13 protein-coding genes are annotated in these 16,389 nt (G+C 41.9%); 3 read left to right on the forward strand and 10 right to left on the reverse strand.

Going from position 1 to position 16,389, the window contains the following annotated elements; all coding sequences use genetic code 11:
• Nucleotides 1-11 precede the first annotated feature (11 nt).
• From ADJ77_RS06440 to ADJ77_RS06465, 6 genes are all read right to left on the reverse strand, one after another.
• Complete coding sequence (locus tag ADJ77_RS06440; protein ID WP_025077640.1) at nucleotides 12-398, reverse strand: hypothetical protein; 387 nt, start codon at nucleotides 396-398, stop codon at nucleotides 12-14.
• A gap of 410 nt (nucleotides 399-808) precedes the next feature.
• The gene (gene lgt / locus ADJ77_RS06445) at nucleotides 809-1,651 is read right to left on the reverse strand and encodes a prolipoprotein diacylglyceryl transferase (RefSeq protein ID WP_025077639.1); all 843 of its coding nucleotides are present in this window, start codon (nucleotides 1,649-1,651) and stop codon (nucleotides 809-811) included.
• Nucleotides 1,652-1,723: 72 nt separating this feature from the next.
• A complete protein-coding gene (ychF, locus tag ADJ77_RS06450) occupies nucleotides 1,724-2,827 on the reverse strand; it encodes a redox-regulated ATPase YchF (protein WP_025077638.1) in 1,104 nt (367 codons plus the stop codon).
• Nucleotides 2,828-3,032: 205 nt separating this feature from the next.
• Nucleotides 3,033-4,100: a ribonuclease III gene (rnc, locus tag ADJ77_RS06455; protein ID WP_025077637.1), complete on the reverse strand. Its 1,068-nt coding sequence runs from the start codon at nucleotides 4,098-4,100 to the stop codon at nucleotides 3,033-3,035.
• Nucleotides 4,090-5,352, reverse strand: a complete 1,263-nt coding sequence (gene fabF / locus ADJ77_RS06460) for a beta-ketoacyl-ACP synthase II (RefSeq protein ID WP_050696159.1) — start codon at nucleotides 5,350-5,352, stop codon at nucleotides 4,090-4,092. Before fabF ends, rnc begins: the two co-directional genes overlap by 11 nt.
• Nucleotides 5,353-5,440: 88 nt before the next feature.
• A complete protein-coding gene (locus tag ADJ77_RS06465; RefSeq protein ID WP_025077636.1) occupies nucleotides 5,441-5,677 on the reverse strand; it encodes an acyl carrier protein in 237 nt (78 codons plus the stop codon).
• Between the two features lie 708 nt (nucleotides 5,678-6,385).
• Here ADJ77_RS06465 and ADJ77_RS06475 point away from each other — a divergent pair.
• The 3 genes from ADJ77_RS06475 (at nucleotide 6,386) to ADJ77_RS06485 (ending at nucleotide 8,888) form a co-directional block, all read left to right on the forward strand.
• Nucleotides 6,386-6,991, forward strand: a complete 606-nt coding sequence (locus ADJ77_RS06475; protein ID WP_025077634.1) for a DUF4254 domain-containing protein — start codon at nucleotides 6,386-6,388, stop codon at nucleotides 6,989-6,991.
• Between the two features lie 177 nt (nucleotides 6,992-7,168).
• Complete coding sequence (locus tag ADJ77_RS06480) at nucleotides 7,169-8,224, forward strand: glycosyltransferase family 9 protein (protein WP_050696160.1); 1,056 nt, start codon at nucleotides 7,169-7,171, stop codon at nucleotides 8,222-8,224.
• 43 nt (nucleotides 8,225-8,267) lie between these two features.
• Nucleotides 8,268-8,888 (forward strand): hypothetical protein, encoded by a 621-nt coding sequence (locus ADJ77_RS06485; RefSeq protein WP_025077633.1) that lies wholly within the window; start codon nucleotides 8,268-8,270, stop codon nucleotides 8,886-8,888.
• A gap of 366 nt (nucleotides 8,889-9,254) precedes the next feature.
• Here the strand turns inward: ADJ77_RS06485 and ADJ77_RS06490 are convergent, their stop codons facing one another.
• From ADJ77_RS06490 to ADJ77_RS06505, 4 genes are all read right to left on the reverse strand, one after another.
• Entirely contained in the window at nucleotides 9,255-10,388 is a 1,134-nt protein-coding gene (locus ADJ77_RS06490; protein WP_025077632.1) for an AAA family ATPase, read from the reverse strand.
• A 369-nt stretch (nucleotides 10,389-10,757) separates the two neighbouring features.
• A complete protein-coding gene (locus tag ADJ77_RS06495) occupies nucleotides 10,758-13,235 on the reverse strand; it encodes an outer membrane beta-barrel family protein (protein ID WP_050696161.1) in 2,478 nt (825 codons plus the stop codon).
• Nucleotides 13,236-13,717: 482 nt separating this feature from the next.
• Nucleotides 13,718-14,527, reverse strand: a complete 810-nt coding sequence (locus tag ADJ77_RS06500; RefSeq protein WP_025077631.1) for a DUF3108 domain-containing protein — start codon at nucleotides 14,525-14,527, stop codon at nucleotides 13,718-13,720.
• A gap of 738 nt (nucleotides 14,528-15,265) precedes the next feature.
• Nucleotides 15,266-16,312 (reverse strand): ribonucleotide-diphosphate reductase subunit beta, encoded by a 1,047-nt coding sequence (locus tag ADJ77_RS06505; protein ID WP_025077630.1) that lies wholly within the window; start codon nucleotides 16,310-16,312, stop codon nucleotides 15,266-15,268.
• Nucleotides 16,313-16,389 lie beyond the last annotated feature (77 nt).

Raw genomic sequence — 16,389 nt, forward strand, 5'->3', positions numbered from 1 at the left:
AAAAGAAAATCTTATCTCTTAGTAAATTCTGCTTTTACAAGTTTACCATTTTCTACCTCCTGTAAAATCATCTTGTCACCATTAACTTCACCCCAAATAGTATTTTCTTCTATTTTAAATGATATTTTATTACCCTTCAAAACATAGTTAGTCTCGAACTCATCATGATCTTCTTTAGTAGGATTCTTATCAAGATTAAAATCATTTATAAATTTAACTACCGTATTTGACTTGAATTCTAATACTACCATTTCTTTGATAACATCACCTTTTTTCTCGAAATAATGCCATGTAGTACCTACAAGAGCATTAGGTGTTTCTTCCTCTTTATCTGAGGAACATGCTGTGAATAACATCATTGGCAATAATGCCAATAAAATCAATAAATACTTTTTCATATTTTTTTAATTTGAGTTATAATTTTATACAAAGGTAGTCATTATGCTCTAAAAACACAAATGAAATACAGCATAAGACCAACTATATCAGTTTATTTAACTACTTTTATATAAACAAAATAATAGATTATAATCACTAAAAAAGCTACACACAAAGAAATTATTTTCACGAAGAAAAGAATTTATTTTCATGAAGAAAAATATTTATTTACGTGAAAAAAAATATTTATTTTCACGAAAATAATTCGATGAAAAGCGTTAACTGCTGATATATCAATACTTGGAATGATGCTAATTAATCGAATATAACGAATTAATTAACGGCATTTACTTCTTATAAAACGAATTGCACGAATACCCATTAAGTAGGAATATTCGTGCAATTAACGTAACTTGTAATCTGAACTTTCTTATGGAAGTTTACCTTCCTTGCCTCTTGAGCGTAGGATTGACCATACACCAAGAGCTATAAGAGGAATACTTAATATCTGACCCATATCGATAGGCAAACCTGCCTCAAAGGCTACCTGTATCTCCTTAGTGTATTCAATGAAGAAACGGAAGGTGAAAATGAGCGTTAGACAGAGTCCGAAATAGAGTCCTGTACCCACTTTCTTAGGATACTTTCTGTATATTAAATAAGTCAGAACAAAGATTATCAGATAAGCAATAGCCTCATATAACTGTCCCGGATGACGTGGTTTATCGTCTACATTATAGAAGATAAATGCCCAGGGAACGTCTGTTACCTTACCGATAATCTCTGAATTCATCAAGTTTCCAAGGCGGATAAAGCAGGCTGTGATACCTGACACGATACCGAAGAAATCAAGTACTACCCACGTATCCATCTTCATATTGCGGATATAAAGGAAGAGAGCGATAAGCAATCCAGCCACTCCACCATGCGATGCAAGTCCTTGATAGCCCACATACTTCCATGAACCGTCAGCCATTTCACGGATAGGAACGATGATGGACAGGATACCTTTCCACGAAGTGAGGAAGTCCTGCGGCTCATAGAAGAGACAATGACCCAGGCGGGCACCTGCCAGTACGCCAAAGAAGACATAAAGGAAGAGCGGGTCAAACTTCTCTGCAGGGTATTTATGACGCTTGTAAAGCCACTGCATCATGAAATAACCCAAGGCAAGACCTACCAGCCAGCACATTCCATACCAGCGGACAGGGACAGGACCGAGCTGGAAGATTACCTCATCGGGCTGCCATGCGATGTAAAGTAGATTATTCATAGTTATGATATAAAAAGAAAACCATACCACCAATGATTATCCCCTCTCTGTGCCGAGAAGGGTGGGGTAGGGCTATACATTAAATCTGAAGTGCATGATGTCACCGTCCTGTACAACGTATTCCTTACCTTCGATGCCGAGTTTACCAGCCTCACGAATAGCTGCCTCAGAACCATATTTAATGTAATCGTCGTACTTGATGACCTCAGCACGGATAAAACCCTTCTCAAAGTCGGTATGAATAACACCTGCACACTGCGGAGCTTTCCAGCCTTTATGGAAGGTCCATGCCTTTACCTCCATCTCACCTGCGGTGATGAAGGTCTGGAGGTTGAGCAGATGGTATGCCTTATTGATAAGTCGGCTCACACCGCTTTCTTCCAGTCCCAGCTCTTCAAGAAACATCTTCTTGTCTTCATAGCTGTCGAGTGATGCGATATCTTCCTCGGTCTTGGCAGCGATAATCATTGCTTCAGCACCTTCCTCAGCTGCAATCTTCTCAATCATCTGACTGTATTCGTTGCCTGACTTGGCACTTGTCTCGTCAACGTTGCAGACGTAAAGCACAGGCTTTGTTGTCAGAAGGAAGAGATCATGCGCTGCCTGCTGCTCCTCCTTGCTTTCAAACTCAACGCTGCGGGCATTCTTACCCTGCTCCAGCACTTCCTTATATGCTTCCAATACAGATACCATTATCTTAGCATCCTTATTTCCTGCAGCAGCAACTTTCTGCTGTTTAGCAAGCTGCGCCTCGATGGTTTCAAGGTCTTTGAGCTGCAATTCTGTATCGATAATCTCCTTATCTTCAATCGGATTGACAGCCATACCACCCTCACGTACCACGTTATCGTCCTCGAAACAGCGGATTACATGAATGATAGCGTCGCACTCACGGATATTACCAAGGAACTTATTACCCAGTCCTTCACCCTTTGAAGCGCCCTTGACGAGTCCTGCGATGTCGACAATCTCACAGGTAGCCGGTACGATCCGTCCCGGATGAACAATCTCAGCCAATTTATTCAGTCGCTCGTCTGGAACGGTAATCACGCCGAGGTTCGGCTCAATTGTGCAGAAAGGGAAGTTAGCTGCTTGTGCTTTGGCACTGCTCAAGCAGTTGAAAAGTGTGGACTTACCTACGTTCGGCAGTCCTACTATACCACATTTTAATGCCATGTCTTAAATAAACGTTTATTTCTTTTGTGCAAAAGTACATAATTAATTCGATATAACCGATAAGAAGTGGGAATAAGCTCGGAGAAGATAAGCGGTGATGATAAGCGATAATTAAAAAAAAGGCGATAATAAGCGGTTATGTGTTTCTTATCATTAACGCTTATTATCGCCTATAAAAACTCCTATACTTATCAGCTCCTGCCTGCTATCCTTTCTCAAACGCCTCTGCTTCAGCAGCTGCGATGATGGCTTCACGATCGAATGGCTTTGAATGTGAGATGTCAGAGAGGTCGAAGTCGTCAGTACTCTCCCTTGCTTCTGGCTCTACAGAAGATTCCATCTTACCAGTTTTCTCCTCATCAGCAACTGATGACTTCTCATCAAACACCTCCGTCAGGAATGGATTTTCATGCTTTTCAACCTTAGCTTCAGAATCTACCATGAAGTTCATGTCCTGCGATGTTTCAGGCACATTGAGCACCGGTTCTTCTTCCATCTTCGTACGATTAGCCTTGGCTGAGAACACTTCATCAATGAACTGAGGCTCACGACGCAAACGTTGCAGCGTCAGTTTGGAAGCCTCTTGCTGGCTTTCCTTCTTTGAATATCCGTGTCCCTCGCCACATGGAAGTCCCTCCATGATAACCTGGAAGTGGAAAGTAGGGCTGCCCTGCTTGTCTTTTTGGTTCTCAATCAGCTTGAACTCCATCTTAACCTTGTTCTTCTGGCTCCATTCGATGAGCTTCGACTTGAAGTTCACCTCCTTGTAAGCCACCTTGTCGATGTTGATCATTTCACCAAGAACCTGTTTCTTCATGAACTTCATGCAAGCATTATAGCCATGATCCAGATAGAGCGCACCAACCAATGCCTCAAAAGCATTACCACCAAGATAACTGTTATGCGAAGACGTGTGACCATTAGAAAGAATCAACTGATTGATTCCCATTTCCTTTGCCAGTCGGTTCAGCGTATCGCGTTGTACTATCTTCGAACGTGTATTGGTCAGGAAACCTTCACGTTTCCCTGGGAAATGCTCGTAAACAATGTCACCGACGATGGCATCAAGAATGGCATCGCCAAGGAATTCAAGTCGTTCATTGTTTACGGGCTTACCCTTTGCGTTACGACGCGCTACGCTCTTGTGCAAGAGTGCAGTCTTATAATAACTGATATCGTGGGGGATAATGCCGATAATTTGGTACAAAGACAAATAAAGCTCCTTCTCCTTACGGAAAGGGAGCTTTATTCTATCAATTATATTATTCAGCATATTTCTTGAATATGACACAAGCATTGTGACCACCGAAACCGAAGGTATTGCTGAGTGCAGCACGTACCTCACGCTTCTGAGCCTTGTTGAACGTAAAGTTCAGATTGTAGTCCAATTCAGGATCCTTGTCATCTTCCTCATGGTTGATGGTAGGAGGAATAATATCATTCTTTACAGACAATACACAAACCATTGCCTCTACAGCACCTGCTGCACCGAGAAGGTGACCAGTCATACTCTTTGTAGAAGAGATATTCAGCTTGTAAGCTGCCTCACCGAACAACTCCTTGATAGCCTTAGCCTCAGAGATGTCACCAACAGGAGTTGATGTACCGTGAACATTGATATAGTCAATGTCCTCAGGCTTCATACCTGCATCCTCAAGTGCTGCCTTCATAACGAGCTTGGCACCGAGACCCTCCGGGTGAGAAGCAGTAATATGGTGAGCATCAGCTGACTCGCCTTCACCTACCATCTCTGCATAAATCCTCGCACCACGAGCCTTTGCATGCTCCAGTTCCTCAAGGATAAGACAACCTGCACCTTCACCCATTATGAAGCCGTCACGGCTTGCTGAGAATGGACGTGAAGCATGCTCAGGATCATCATTACGTGTAGAAAGAGCGTGCATGGCATTGAAACCACCTACACCGCAGGCGCAGATAGCTGCCTCAGCACCACCACTGACGATTACATCAGCCTTACCCAGACGAATCTGGTTGAATGCTGCAGCCAGTGCATTGGTTGAAGATGCACATGCAGATGTCGTCGTATAGTTAGGACCGTGGAATCCGAATTGGATACTGATCTGACCAGAAGCGATGTCAGCAATCATCTTCGGAATGAAGAAAGGATTGAACTTAGGACCGTTCTCTGGATGCTGAGCGTAATAAGTCACCTCATCCTCGAATGTCTTGATACCGCCAATACCTACACCATAGATAACACCAACGCGGTTCTTGTCAATCTTCTCCAAGTCAAAACCAGCATCCTTGACACCCTGAATGGCACTGATCATTGCCAACTGGGTGTAACGGTCGAGCTTGCGCGCCTCCTTACGGTCAATGTAATCATTGACGTTCAGGTCCTTGATTTCGCAGGCAAACTGCGTCTTGAACTGGGTTGTATCGAAATGTGTAATAGGAGCAGCACCGCTCTTACCTGCCAGCATGTTCTGCCAGGTCTCCTCTGGAGTGTTACCCAATGGAGTAACGGCGCCAAGACCTGTTACAACTACTCTTTTTAATTCCATGCGTTGAAATATAAATTAAAAAAGTAAAGTAAAAAAAAAGCCAAGCAAAGGCATACGCTTTGCTTGGTACTTTTATCTTGAGTAAACCTTACTTAGCGTTTTCCTCAATGTAAGAGATAGCGTCGCCAACAGTAGCGATCTTCTCAGCCTTATCATCTGGAATAGAAATACCGAACTCCTTCTCGAACTCCATGATGAGCTCTACTGTATCCAAAGAGTCAGCACCGAGGTCGTTTGTGAAACTTGCCTCTGCCTTTACCTCTGCCTCGTCAACACCGAGTTTGTCTACGATAATAGCCTTTACTTTTGATTCAATTTCTGACATAATTGTAAATTTTAAAATGTTTAATATTGATTTCCAAATTCAAAATGCGGTTGCAAAGGAACTGTTTTTTTTCGATGTGTGCAAGTTTTTTGGTTAAAAAAGCACATACTCTTGCACAAACCATATATCTTTGTGCAGCTTTTTGACTGTTTTATCACTTTATCATGCGATAAATCAAATGATTATATTACTTCATTCAAACCTTACTTGTAATATTTCACAATCAAGAAGGGATTATTTTTAGTCGGAAACTACAGAATCTGCCGCAGATCATAGACAATGATAAGATTAGAAAACAGTCGAATCATGGTTCTATTTATGGCTTTCACCTTAATTAATATTGAATACTGATAATACTTCAGACAATACATTGCACCGTATCAGAATAAGCAAAAAAAGTATTGATGAACGAGGAAACAGGAATTTACCTTGCCGGGAAAACCACTCCGCTTTCTTCTTTAAAGAGCATAACAGACTATATCACAGGAAGAGAGGCAAAAACCATAATAAAGACAAAAAGACACAAACAACTGACCATACTCATAAAAACGAACCGTTCAGCATGGATTTTACAGAACCTGCCTTGAGTATTTCTTACATTCAGACAGACAATCTTTAATTAATAATCTATGAAAAACAACGGTTTTTATTTTGTGCTTTAAGGATTTTACTATATATTTGCAAAATAAACAGAAAAATAAAAACCGAATGTCATTTACAAAACATTGTAACGAGATTTTCAATCAGGCTATCCGTGACTACCATATTACGGATAATGTAGATACGCCGATTAGCAACCCCTACGACAGAGATTCCATCGAAAACCGTCTCTATCTGAAGTGCTGGATTGACACTGTTCAGTGGCATTTCGAGGATCTTATCCGCGACCCACACATCAATCCTGAAGAAGGAATGAGTCTCAAACATCGCATTGACCGCTCAAACCAGGACCGTACAGACCTTGTTGAGCAGATTGATTCTTACTTCCGTCAGCTCTACTCGGATGTGACACCGCTTCCTGAAGCTACCATCAACACCGAGAGCCCGGCATGGGCAGTTGACCGCCTGTCTATCCTTGCCTTGAAGATTTACCACATGAAGGAGCAGACCGAGCGCACGGATGCTTCAGCTGAACACGTTGAGAAGTGTAAGTCAAAACTGAATATCCTCCTCGAACAGCAGAAGGATCTCAGCCTTGCCATCGACCAGTTGCTCGATGACATTCAGCATGGCCGCAAGTACATGAAGGTTTATCGACAGATGAAGATGTACAACGACCCTGCAACGAATCCGATACTCTACAATAAGAAATAAATAAAAAGAAATCCCTCCGCCGTCCCCTCCCAGTGTGGGAGGGGACGTAATTGCTATTGAGGGTAAACTCTGCTAAGCGTTATCAGCTATGAATAAGCGCACATTATCGTTTATTCCTGCCCGATAACAGCCTGTCACATCTCATTTCTTATCCAAGCCTATTATCCCTGTCATCCTATGAAGACCCCACACATCCTTATTATCCGATTCTCTGCCATGGGAGATATTGCCATGACAGTACCCGTTGTCTACTCGCTTGCAAAGCAGTATCCCGATGTGAGAATCAGCGTCCTTTCCCGTCCTTTTGCGCGTCCTTTCTTTCAGAATCTTGCGCCGAACATATGCTTTATGTCTGCTGACCTGAAAGGTGAATACAAAGGATTTACAGGGCTCAACAAACTTTACAGGCGACTGGTAGCGAAGCATCCCACTACCATAGCCGATTTCCATAACGTTCTCCGCACACGTTTCCTGCGGCTGCGATTCCTCCTTGGCGGATATTCCGTGGCACATATCAACAAACACAAACAAGGGAAGAAGCTCTTGTGTCAAGCTGAAAACAAGGTGTTAACACAGCAGCCTACCTCCTTCCAGAACTATGCTGATGTGCTTGAAGCACTGGGCTATCCTATTAAAATTGAATTTACGAGCATCTTTCCGCCTGAAGGTGGCGACCTGAAGAGCCTTCCCAATATAATAGGTGTAAAACAGAAGGAAGAACGTTGGATAGGTATTGCACCCTTTGCAGCCCATGCAGGTAAGATGTATCCACAGGAAAGAATGGAACAAGTTGTGCGCAAACTGACCGAGAAACATCCTTCCTGGCGCATCTTCCTCTTCGGTGGAGGCAGACAGGAGATTGAAGTGCTGAACCGCTGGGCAGCACAGTTTCCGCAGTGTCTATGCGTTGCCAATGCCCTTAAAGGACTGGAACAGGAACTCATCCTCATGAGTCATCTCGACACAATGCTGTCAATGGACAGTGCCAATATGCATCTTGCTTCCCTCACCGGCACACGGGTTGTGAGCGTATGGGGCGCAACCCATCCTTATTGTGGCTTCATGGGCTGGCAACAGAAGGAAGATGATGCCGTGCAAATCAATACGCTTTCTTGCCGTCCTTGCTCTGTCTTTGGCAATAAACCCTGCCATCGTGGCGATTTTGCCTGTATGAATAATATTCTTCCTGAAGAGATTATTCAGCACATTGAAGCTGGATTACTGTCGGAATAGAACACCAGAATATAATAAAGATAAGCTACTAAACATCCCTTATATGAAACAAATATTTATCTTTTTCGTCTTTCTTCTTTCGCTCCTGTCCTCCTGCTGCAACAAGACTTGTCAAAAGCCAGCAGACAGTAGTCCATTAGACAGCTTAGTCCTTGTTGACACCACACAGATGAAGTCAGCCTTTCTAAATTGTGTTCATCGGTTTATCATGCAATATCCTAAGGATAAAGCGTTCATTCTTAAATGTGGATACGGATACGAAGACCATGGTATCACGACAAATGGGGTCTATATCAACAGTGACGTCTTTATGATTCAACCAGCTTATTACGATATATTTATGGGTGGAGAATGGTCTGTTGATGATATGTATCCTTCACATTATTTCAAGATAGACAACCGCATCGTATTCCTCTGCTCACGTTCAGATTCCTTTATGAAGCAGGAGAAATACCGGAAAGCCTACCATCAGATAGTGTCTGATAAACTACGTGTACACTATGAGGATTTAGCTTTTATCCTTGTTGAACACAAAGACAACAAGGCTACATTGCTGTCAAGTGATGAAATAAGAAAACGAAAGATTAGTCCTATCAGTGCTTTTAGAGAAGTTGTCAAATTTACAGCTCCAAAGGTTACTGATGAGGAATTAGAAAACGAATAACTTTATCAAACATTATGATAAGGTGATTTTATGATACGGAAACAGTAACTATAAACGCAATAAAAGACAACCTTCCCACCTTTATTTCCCATCCTTTTTCACCCATTCATCGCTCTTTACGGAATTATTTTCATGAAAATAAATATTTTTCTTCACGTAAATAAATATTTTTCTTCATGAAAATAAATTCTTCTTTTCATGAAAATAATTCGCAGAAAGTGGCTGGAAATGCAGAAAGAACGGTTGACAAAGATTTAAAAACAGGGAATTAAAGGAGTCAAGCCAATAGTTTTTCGTAGAGAAGAAGAGTATCATACGATAAAAACCATTGGCTTGACTCCTTTAACTTTTTTACTTCTGTTCTCCCTAAAACATCATCTTCCTTTGGAACCACTTGGCAAAAACAGGGTCAGTGATTGCCAATTCTTTCCCACGATTCTCAATCAAGTCACGTTCAAGGAGGGCTTTCTTCAATCGGTTGATATTCGAGTAACTACCCAAATGGTATTTCTCCCGCACCTTTGCCAGTCCGAAGTCCTTCGTAACACCAGAGGAAATGGCACGCAGGAAGTTAAGCTGATACTCTGAAAGAGGCTCAACCATCTGCATAAAGAGTACCTCATTCGTAGCTAAAAGGTCGTCTGTTGCCTGTTTTACATCGGTTTCATCCACAGTTTCTCCTTCTTCTTTCTGCGTATAAACAAGCCAGGATAACTGCTGGACATAAGCAGAATAATTGTCTGTGAACCTGCAGATCTCCTCTGCAAGGGTTGGACTGATTGTCCTTTTGCCATCTGCAAAATGGCTGACAATATACTCCACCCATTCAGCTGTTGAAATCTTGTCAAGTACTATCAAGTCACCAAACTGATAGAAAGGCATACTGCGGTGCAGGAAGATGCTGCTCATCAAGTGATGCTTACTACCGAAAAGGCAATAAGACACATGCTTCTGATGCTGCCATACGGTTCTCAGCCGTGCCTGCACCTGCTTGCTGTCAGCCATCTCACCTACCTGCTGGAATTCATCTATGCAGACGACAATGCGCTTTCCTTTCTTTACAGCGATCTTTTCAGCCATCTCAAGCACCTCCTCCGGTGTATGTGTCTTCGGTGTTATTCCCAGAGAAAGCGTAAAATCAGAGTTCGGTTCAGGACTGAATGATATTTTCGGCGTAAGTCTGTACAGGAATTCCTTTGCATCCTCAAGCCACATACTCTGCCTTGATGCCGTCTGTTTCAGCACTTCCGATGCCAAACGGTTGTAAAAGTCATACTCACTCTTACAGCCAAAGATATCCAGATAAACCGTAATAATATCTTCTGACTTCAGCTTATCACATACACGCATCACCAAGGAAGTTTTTCCCAAACGGCGGGGAGACATCAGAATGACATTGATGCCACCTCTGAAATTATCCATAAGTCGCTTTGTTTCCACTTCTCTTCCTATGAAGTTATAGTCAGAAACCGCTACTCCATAAACGAATTTCTTGCACATAATCATTACGGTTTTAATTTATCTTACGTTTGCAAATATAGTAATAAAACACCAATCACACAAGTTTGTGTGACACAAGTTTGTATGATACAAACTTGTATCACTATTAAAATGCTTATCTACAAATGCTTATGAAGTCTGAAAATAAGAAATAGTCTGTATCAAAACAGCTTGATACAGACTATTTTTTATGTCTTTTTGACGTAGAAATAACGAATAAAAAGATAAGATTCTACGCACACTTTTCATACTGAAAAACTACTCGATGCGAATTATTTTCACGCAAAGAAAGAATTATTTTCATGAAGAAAAACATTTTTTTTCACGTAAATAAATATTTTTCTTCATGAAAATAATTCAGAGAAGTGGCTACATACCACCGCCGGCACCCATTCCAACACCATTCATCTGCTGGTCGTTCTTCTTCTCTTGGAAGTCATTTGAGATATTACTCTTATGTGTCTGGAACTGCTTCTTGGTGTTTCCAAAATTCCAAGTGATGGTTAATGCCACCTGTTGTACTGGTATCGTGATGTTCATGTGGTTCTCGAAGTTAGCACCACGGCTGTATTGCTTGATGTGCATCTTTCCCGTCAAAGGTACGAAATACATCAGACTGAGGTTGAGTTTGTCCTTGATAAAACTCTTTGAGAGGGTTGATGTGAACATATTAAAGCCACCATTATGACCCTGCAATAAGTATTTCTTGGTCAGTCCACCAAAAAATACGCTCCAATTCAGCTTCCAAGGGAAGGTCTGCTGCAGTCCCAAGAATGCGCTTGCCTGCCATCCATGATTATATTCGCCCAACTGCTGGGAACGGATATCTCCATAGTCAAAGCCACCGTTGAGCATGATACGTGTCTTAGGGGTGACGGCATAGTTCATAAAGGTAGTGAAGTTGGTCCAGCGGCTACGCACGATGTTGCCGTAAGTAGTGTTCAGTACACCGCTGTTCATAAATGAATACTGCTCAATCTGGTTGTTGGCAAAGGCCTCACCAAGTGTCATATTAATCATGAACTTCGGTGTAAAGTAATTGAATACCAGACTTACTTTGTGGCTCTTCTCAACCGATAGGTTCGGATTACCATAACTCAAGAACGTTGGATTGGAACGATCGATATATGGGTTGAGGTAACTAACGCCCGGACGGCTGATACGCATGTTATAGTTTAAGCCTAAATTGACACCGCCTGAGATGTTATAGGTGAAGCTGGCAGAGGGTACAAGACTTCCATAGTTCTTCTTGAAGTCGGCACCGGAACCAACGATAAAATTCACCTTCTCCCACGTATGCTCATAACGCAGACCTGCCTTTGCACCAAACTTACCCATCGTTGCACTGTACTCAGCATATTCTGCCAAGATACTCTGTGTGTTCTTGTAGTCCACACTGTTGGCTGCATTATAAACCTCCTTGCCTCCAGTGATGTCATAGAACTTAGAGTCAGATGAATTGCGATGAGAGATAAACTTCAAACCAGTACTCAATGTCTGTCCTTTTCCTAATGGAGTCGTGAAGTCAATCTGCACAGTATGTTCCGTTCCACGTGTCTTAGAGGCTGAATAAAGGTCTTTTAAAGGAATCGTCACACCTGCCGGCAGTGCATCATAGATGCGTCGGTTATTGTTCTCCGCAGGGGAAGTTGTGAAGAGATAACTCAGCGTCAGGCTGCTTGTGCGTGCCTTATTAAAGAAGCGTTGATAGTCTACACTTCCATTAAATGACGTATTCTTATTCTCCATCGTCATCTCATTGCCGTACGTAAAGCCAGTTCCATAGACTCCACCTGAGAAGGTTGTCATAGGGTGTCCATCATTCTTCATCTTGTAACCGGTCAAACCAAAGGTAGCACCGATATTACTCATAGAGTCGAGTTCATAGCCTAAGCTGATGTTAGCCATCGAAAAATTGATTTTTGTATTGCCCTTTTGCCAATAGGACATAGCAGACCCATCAGATGAAGTACGGCGCATTTCGGTTTCTGTTCCGTTTGACTTGATTTTCGTTCCCATGACATTGGCACTGTAGGTGAGCTTTCCCTGCTGTCCACTAAAGAAGGTTGTGGTACGGTAGCCCTTGTTGCTTAGGGTGAAAGCTACATTACCGTTATATCCATTCATCTTTGCCTTGCTCTTTCCATCACCGCTGTTCATAATGATATTCAGCACACCACCGACTCCTTCTGCATCATATTTTGCACCGGGATTGGTGACCACTTCGATGGATTTCACAGCCGAAGCAGGCATTGCCTTGAATATCTGTGAAGGATTGGAAGAGAACATTACGTTAGGTTTTCCGTCCACATAAACCTTGAAGGAACCTTGTCCATTGACGGTGATATTGTCCTGTCCGTCCACAGTTACCATCGGAACCTTACGTAACATATCAAGTACTGTGTTTGTCTTGGCATCATTGTCGCTTTGAACATCATAGGTCATCTTGTCGGTTTCCATCTTCACCAGCGGCTTCTGTGCCACTACTTCCACGCCCTGCAGCTGTTTCGTGTCATCCTGTACAAGGAGTTTTCCGAGGTTGATTATGCCACCCGTTGCCGTCAGTTGTACCTTCCGCAGAATTTCCTTGCGTCCCATTGAAGTGAAAGAGACGAGATAACTGCCCTGTCCTGTCACCTTCTGAGAGAACTTTCCATCCTGTCCTGTCACCGACATAGCCACTGGAGTCTCGCTTTTCTTACCTTTGTAGACTCTGATTGTAGCGTAAGGCTCACCCTCATGTGTCAGTGAGTCGAGCAGTTCGCCTGATATGGTTGATGTCTGACCGTGTGCGGTCATGGCAATAACCACCATACCTAAAGTAAAGATTAACCTGTTAACTTTCATGTTCTTATCGTTTTACAGCTGTAAAGATAATATCATAATACGATAAAGTAAATCCTGGAAAAGATAAACAACTTTAAAGATATGCACTATAAATCACCTTAATGCAGCGCATTACACATAATCATCTGTATCGAATTGATTGCAAAAATAATAATTACATTCTTATCATACAAGTTTTAGAAGAGGTAATTAATAGTCAATGGATTATTTTTTTCAAACCGATGGTATGAATTACATTGTAATGAAATCAGCTGAAAGTCTGTGAGAAAAAGCGATTGAAAAGAACATTGCATCGTATTACCTATTATATGACCAACGGCTGGTAATCGTACAACAAACTGTTGGCAACGCTCTTATAGCTGCCTATATAAAAAAGAAGGGACACACGGTTCGTGCATCCCTAATGGTAGGAAACAGCTTTTAAACAGCCTGTCTCCTACATTCTCTCTCTGAAAAATAATATTAATAATGTGTCGTCTTGTTTATTTCACCTGTGAAGTAATCGGACTGTTGATACCCTTCATTGATACAAGGAAGGCTTTGGCAGAACCGAACTTCAGTCGCATATCAAGGCGTACAGGGATGTGGTTGCTGTCATCAGTAACATAGAAATTGGCTATCTCGCGCCACTTCTCATCCTCATACTCAAAATAGCTAAGACGCAGACAACGGTACTTATGACCATTATCAGCTTTGATATTCTCCTTACCACCATAGACGATGCGGGCAGGATGACGGCTGTTTCCGTCGACGATGGGGAACTTCACCACTTCACCTTTCTTCCAGCTCTCAGGGTTGAAGCTACGTGCACGCAGGAAGATACTCATCATATCGAAGGAACAGTCATCGTATGTATTCTCCATCCACTGGTGTTTTCCTTCGTTATTGATTCTGTGCTGGCGCAGTTTACTCTTACCATTATGATAAGAGTAGAATACCTCATCCACCGTGTATCGCTTTCCTTCCCTTGCTCCCTTACGGAAGTAGAGCGGTTCCATCTGCTTTGAATTATACGCAAGCAACGTGTCACGCAGTACGAAGTAATCATCCAGTTTGCCGTTGCCACGTGTCGTCAGCGAAGCACGATAAGCCGGAGTACCCTTATAGGTAGAGGAAACAGTGTACCAAGAAGCCGTACCTGCCTTCACCCATATAAACTTCCAGTTATAGTAAAGGTTATATGTAAGGTATTCTCCACTGCTGAAAGCCGTGTTACGGAACGTACACTGTGCGGATGCACTGACGGCTATCATTGCAAAAAGACATACTATATAAATCTTCAGCTGTTTCATATTCTCCGTTTTATCCGTTCAACTTGTATATTATTCTTTATTTCTCTTTTAAAAGAAAAAAGAATGTTTTAGTATGATGGGCTGTGGATTAGTGCAGAACTTTTCAGTCATTTTCTTGCCAGAATGGTTATCAAACTTTGGTGTCAGTTTATTAACAAGTTATGCTTTCTTTTTCTGTTTGATATTCAGGCATTATACTTAGTTATCCACATTATCCACAATCGGTGCAAAGATAATAAGTTTATATCTTTTTTGATATGAAAGTTGTGTAAAACTTCTCTAAAACTGCATTAATAACCTTGTGGATATCCACATAGAGCGGTCTTCTTCTGTGGCTGTGTGGATATCCACAGGGTTATAAAAGAGTTATCAACCGAGTTTTCCACAGAGTTATCAACAGTTTTGTAATAAGTATATGTGTGTTTATAAACTCCAACATCCTATTATTCATTTGTGTTGTATGTAAACACGGGGCGTGTTAGTGGTAAACACATAGTGTGTTAGTGCTCAGCACAAGTGGTGCGGAGTATTATATAAGGTTTAATGAGATGATGAATGATTCAGTTGAAAGGTAAGAATTCATCGGAAGTAGACTGATGTAAGCAAGCATAAAATAATAAGCCAAATGTATTGTTGATAGTTTGTAACCTACAATACATTTGGCTTTATTTATCTTTATGCAGATATGATGAGTTAAAGCTAATAACTTTGTTTTATTCTTGGAATGAACCTCTTTGCTTACAAGTCATCAATCAATGCCGTACTCTTGGCGTATGCCGTACTCTTAGCTTCAAAGAAGTCGGTCTTTACCATATTGGCATTAGAGTACTGCCCTACCCACTTCATGTTCTCAGGTTCCTTCTGGTTGTCATCATAGAGGAAACCAAAACCGAGACCCGACCAGCGGAGATTGCCCAGATAACGGATATAATCAGATACCATCTGAGCGTTAAGTCCCTGCACATCATTGCCGATAACGTATTGTCCCCATGCTATTTCCTGGCGCACACCCTCACGTATCATATCCTCATAAACCTTTATCTTCTCAGGAGTGAACATATCAGGCTCTTCTTTCTTCAGCTCAAGAATAATGCTGCGGAAGAGCCACAGGTGTGTATTCTCATCCCGGTTGATATAGCGTATCTCCTGTGCAGACCCCGACATCTTGCCATTTCGGCTGAGATTATAGAAGAACATAAATCCACTGTAGAAGTAGATACCTTCAAGGATGAAGTTAGCAATGAGCGTCTTCATCAGGCTGAACTTATCACGTTTCTCATGGAACTCATTGTAACAGTCGCCGATGAACTTGTTACGGTTCAATAGGTGCTCATCAGTCTTCCACTGATAGAGAATGTCGTTACGCTCTTCAGGACTGCAGATAGTATCGAGCATGTAGCTGTAACTCTGACTATGGATACACTCCTGGAACGCCTGGATATGCAGACAGAGGTTTACCTCGTTCGCAGTAATATATTCACTGATAGTCGGGAGGTTGTTGCTCTGCAGCGAATCAAGGAAAACAAGGAAGCTGAGAATCTTGTCGTAGGCTGTACGTTCAGCCTTTTCAAGACGCGGATAATCCTTGAAGTCCTGTGAAAGATTGATTTCCTCCGGAATCCAAAAGTTATTCATTGCCTGTCTGTACCAGTCACTCACCCATGAATACTTCATGTTATTAAAGTCATTCAGATTAGTAGTATTACCGCCAATCATTCGTCTCAAGCGCAGGTCAATGTCGCCTGAAGGGTTGAATAAGGTATTACGTTTCAGTTTATTGTCCATTATTTTTACGTTCTCTTTATCGTTTTGTTGTTTTAAATCCTATAACTTCCTTGATTCCTTTAGCTGTTGCCAAGTTC

Origin of the sequence: Prevotella fusca JCM 17724 (assembly GCF_001262015.1) — a bacterium.
In the GTDB taxonomy this organism is placed as follows: Bacteria; Bacteroidota; Bacteroidia; order Bacteroidales; family Bacteroidaceae; genus Prevotella; species Prevotella fusca.